The organism is Streptomyces sp. N35 (assembly GCF_016464295.1).
GTDB lineage: Bacteria > Actinomycetota > Actinomycetes > Streptomycetales > Streptomycetaceae > Streptomyces.
On the sequence record NZ_JAEIMH010000081.1, the window covers coordinates 25,457 to 29,140 of the forward strand.

Consider the following 3,684-nt stretch of genomic DNA (forward strand, 5'->3'; position numbering starts at 1 on the left):
ACGGGGAGGGGGGGTCAGGCCGGTCAGGTGCGGGCCTGACGAAGGCCCGGGCCGGTGGGAAGCAAAGGCGTGTGACGCCGGATGTCTGCTGTGGTGTGGATCACTGGAAAAATACGGACGTCGGTACAACGCGCGGGCCGCGAAGGAGGTCTAGCTAGGCGACCGTAAGTTCAGTGAATAGGGGGACCTCTGTGTCGACTCCGGACGTCACCGTCGTCATCGGCGCATATCAGGCAATGCCCTACTTGGTGGAGTGCCTGAAGTCCGTCGAGGCGCAGACGCTGAGCGCGGACCGCATCGAGATCGTCGCCGTGAACGACGGCTCGACCGACACAACCGGCGAGTACCTCGACGCCTTCGCGGCGCGTTCCCCGATTCCGACCCGGGTCATCCACCAGGAGAACTCCGGCGGCCCGAGCGGCCCGCGCAACGTGGGCCTCGCCCAGGCCCGCGGGCGGTACGTCTTCTTCCTGGACGCCGACGACTACTTCGGCCCCGAAGCGCTGGAGCGCATGGTCGCCATGGGCGACCGGAACCGGACCGATGTGGTGCTCGGCAAGGTCGTGGGCGTCAATCGCGGTGCTCCGCAGTCGATGTGGGGCAAGTCCCTCGACCGCACGGACGTGTTCTCCTCGAACATCAAGTTCACGCTGAGCGCGCAGAAGCTCTTCCGGCGCGAATTGCTGGTCCGCCACGGCATGCGCTTCGACGAGTCCCTGAAGACCGGTGAGGACGCGCTGTTCACGCTGGAGGCCTACCTCCGCGCCGACGGCGTCTCGGTCGTCGCCGACTACGTCTGCTACCACCTCGTGGGACGCGACGACGGTGTGCACGTCACCAAGAGCGGCAGCTACACCCTGCGCTTTGATTCGGCGCGCGCCCTGATGAAGCTGATCGAGGAGAACGTGCCCGCGGGGGCGAAGCGCGACTCGCTCATGATCCGCCCCTTCCTGATCACGCTGCTGCCGCAGTTCGGGCCGGGATTCCTGAAGCAGAGCGAGAAGGTGCGCCGGCACAAGTTCGAGCTGGCCAAGCCACTGATGGACGCGTACTGGTCCACCGGTGTCGCGCGCCGGATGAAGGTCCACGAGCGGCTCCGGCTGCACTTCGTCGCCGAGGGGCGCGAGGACCTCCTGGACGGTCTGCTCGCGTTCCTGCGGGACAAGAAGACCCCGCAGGTGTACGGCGGCAGCGACGGGCGGACGTATCTGGGCTACCCGTACTTCCGCGACCGCGATGCCGGCATTCCCGACCGCGTCTACGCCGTGACGACGAAGGAAATGGTGTCCGCCGACCGGATCCAGTGGCCCATGAGCGGCCGCGCCCGTCTCGTACGGGGGCTGCGCCGCCGGGCCGGGGCCGTGCTGCGCCGGACCGTACGCCGGCCCGCGCGCGCGGTGGTCGTCCCGGCGGTGCCGCCGGCCGTCCCGCCCATGGACGAGGCGCCCAAGCAGCTGGCGGCCTGAGCCGCGTAAGGCCCCGGCTCGAGACGCGAGCCGGGGCCGTGCGGTATCACGGGTGGCGAGCCGAACCCGAAGGGGCCGGCATCAGTCGGCCAGGCTCTCCATCTGCTGCTCCTTCGTCGCGAGCCCGGCTTCGGCCGGCCCAGGACCAGGCCCGGCTGCCGCCGCCGCGAGCCCCGCTTCGGCTGCACCAAGCCCGGCGGCCGCCGCCGCGGTCCCGGCTTGTGCGGGCCGCTGCTCCTGCGTGCCGGTGCGCTGCCCGGGAATCGCGTCCATCGTGCGCCGGGCCATCCGGGTGCGGTGCGCGTCGGCCTCGGCGCACAGGGCCTGGGCCGCCGCGTTGGAGCGGACCGCTGACGGCGGGTCCGAGGGGCCGAGCAGATGGGCCTTCAACTCGGCGCGCTCGGCCGCGGGGTCGTCCTTCTCGGGGGGGCGCACCGACTCCAGGAGCTCGGCGACGCCCGTACCGTCCGGGGCCAGGATCGCGGCTGCCCGTACCGTCGGGAACGCCGTGCGGAACGAGGCCTCGTCCAGTCCGGACGTATTGGCCACGGCGTAGGGCTTGCCGCTCGACAGGTAGTCGGAGACCACGCTGGACACATCGCTGACCAGGACGTCCGTGATGTCGAAGCAGGCGTACAGGGTGGGCCGCGCGTCGGTGATGATCTGGTGCTCGCCCGCGGGGAGCGAAGCCCAGTACGCGGCGTGCCAGGCCTCCTCGGCCACGGCGACGGCTGCCGCGCGCCCGGGCTCGGGAGCCCCCTGCAGCATCATGCGCTCCATCGCGTCGGAGTCGTTGCGCGGGGATTCGGTGCCCGCCGCCGTCAACTCCTGTGTCCGCAGCTCCAGTTCGCCCGAGGATGTGGCGGCGGGGGCGCGCGAGCCCCTTCGCGACTGGTTGGCTTCGCGGATCAGCGCCTGGATGCGCTCGTTCGCCGTACGCGCCCGGGGGTCGACCGAGCCGGTCAGCGGATGGGGCTTGTAGAGCAGGCGCACCCCCGGGTCGGCGAGCAGCGCACGGACGATGTTCTCGCCGGCGAGCACCACCGAGGTGTTGCCCGGGTTGCCGTCCCAGCCCTCCCAGGTGGGCGCGTACAGGACCGTGGTGTGCGTCCCCGTGGGCGGTCCGGCGTAGGGCTTGATGGCGTCCAGCTGCGGACGGCCGATCTCCACCACGTCGCGGTCGTCGACGCCCACGTCCGCGAGGGCGTAGCGCTCCCGTGCCGCGGGACCGGCCACCCACACCTCGTCGTATGCCTTCGCATAGGGGTTGCACGAGGACAGCTTGTCGCTCTCGCCGTGGTTGACGAACGCGTGCTTGATGGTCGGGATGCGCAGGATCTGCGAGGTCTTGCCGGAATTCGCCGGGTGGATCAGGACCTTGAGGGTCGAGTGCTCGAGCCGCATCAGGTCGGCGACCTTGGGCAGGCACACGATCGGGATGTCCGTGGCCCCGATCTTCTGCATCATGAAGCGCTCGCGCAGCACGATCAGCGGCCGGCCCTCGAGGCCGGCCAGCGGCTCCAGCCACATGTTCGCCTGATACGCGGACGAGTTGCCGCCCGAGAAGTACATGCCGACCGTGGGCCGGTACTCCGCCAGCCAGTTCTCGAACCATTCGAGGACCTCGTCGCCGCCCGCGGGCCGCCGGCGCCGGGGCAGGCGTACGAGGAGCTCGCCGAGGCCGACGGCCGCGATTCCGACGGAGAGGGAAACACCCCAGGCGGCGAACTCGGGGGAGCCGTCGGCCGCCGCGGTCATCAGACCGGCCGTCGCCGGGAGACCGAACAGCAGCAGCCGCGTGCCGGGCCGGCGCAGCAGGAGCGAGGGCGGAGCCGCGGTCAGGCGCAGCCCCGAGGTGTCGATGTTGCGGGTGAGCACCGGAAGGGTGCGGCTGCGGCGGACCAGGATCGAGGCGGCCTGGGCGGCGAAGTGCAGACCGTAGAAGGCGAGCAGGCCGAACAGGAGCGGCAGATAGATGGCCTCGGGACGCTGCAGATCCATGCTGAGCAGGCCGGCGACGAGCAGGAAGTCACGCAGTACCTGGCGGACCGTGACGTTCGCATGGGTCCTGGCCACGGCATAGAGCACGTCCTTCTGCCACGTGTGCAGCACGGCCTCGGCCGCGAGGCCGGTGGCCGCTGCCGCGGTGAGCAGCGGGACGTTGGGGAGCAGGGCGCCCATGACCTGGGGCGCGGGCGGTGGCCCCACAACCGCGGGG

General features: G+C 71.0%; 2 protein-coding genes. One reads left to right on the forward strand and one right to left on the reverse strand.

What is annotated here, in order from left to right; genetic code table 11:
- The first annotated feature begins 236 nt into the window (after nt 1-236).
- Nucleotides 237-1,466 carry a glycosyltransferase family 2 protein gene (locus JAO81_RS33040; RefSeq protein WP_199551668.1) on the forward strand — a complete coding sequence of 410 codons (1,230 nt, stop codon included), beginning with the start codon at nt 237-239 and terminating at the stop codon, nt 1,464-1,466.
- Between the two features lie 81 nt (nt 1,467-1,547).
- On the opposite strand, the gene JAO81_RS33045 is transcribed toward JAO81_RS33040, so the two are convergent.
- A complete protein-coding gene (locus JAO81_RS33045; RefSeq protein WP_233416271.1) occupies nt 1,548-3,647 on the reverse strand; it encodes a hypothetical protein in 2,100 nt (699 codons plus the stop codon).
- Nucleotides 3,648-3,684 lie beyond the last annotated feature (37 nt).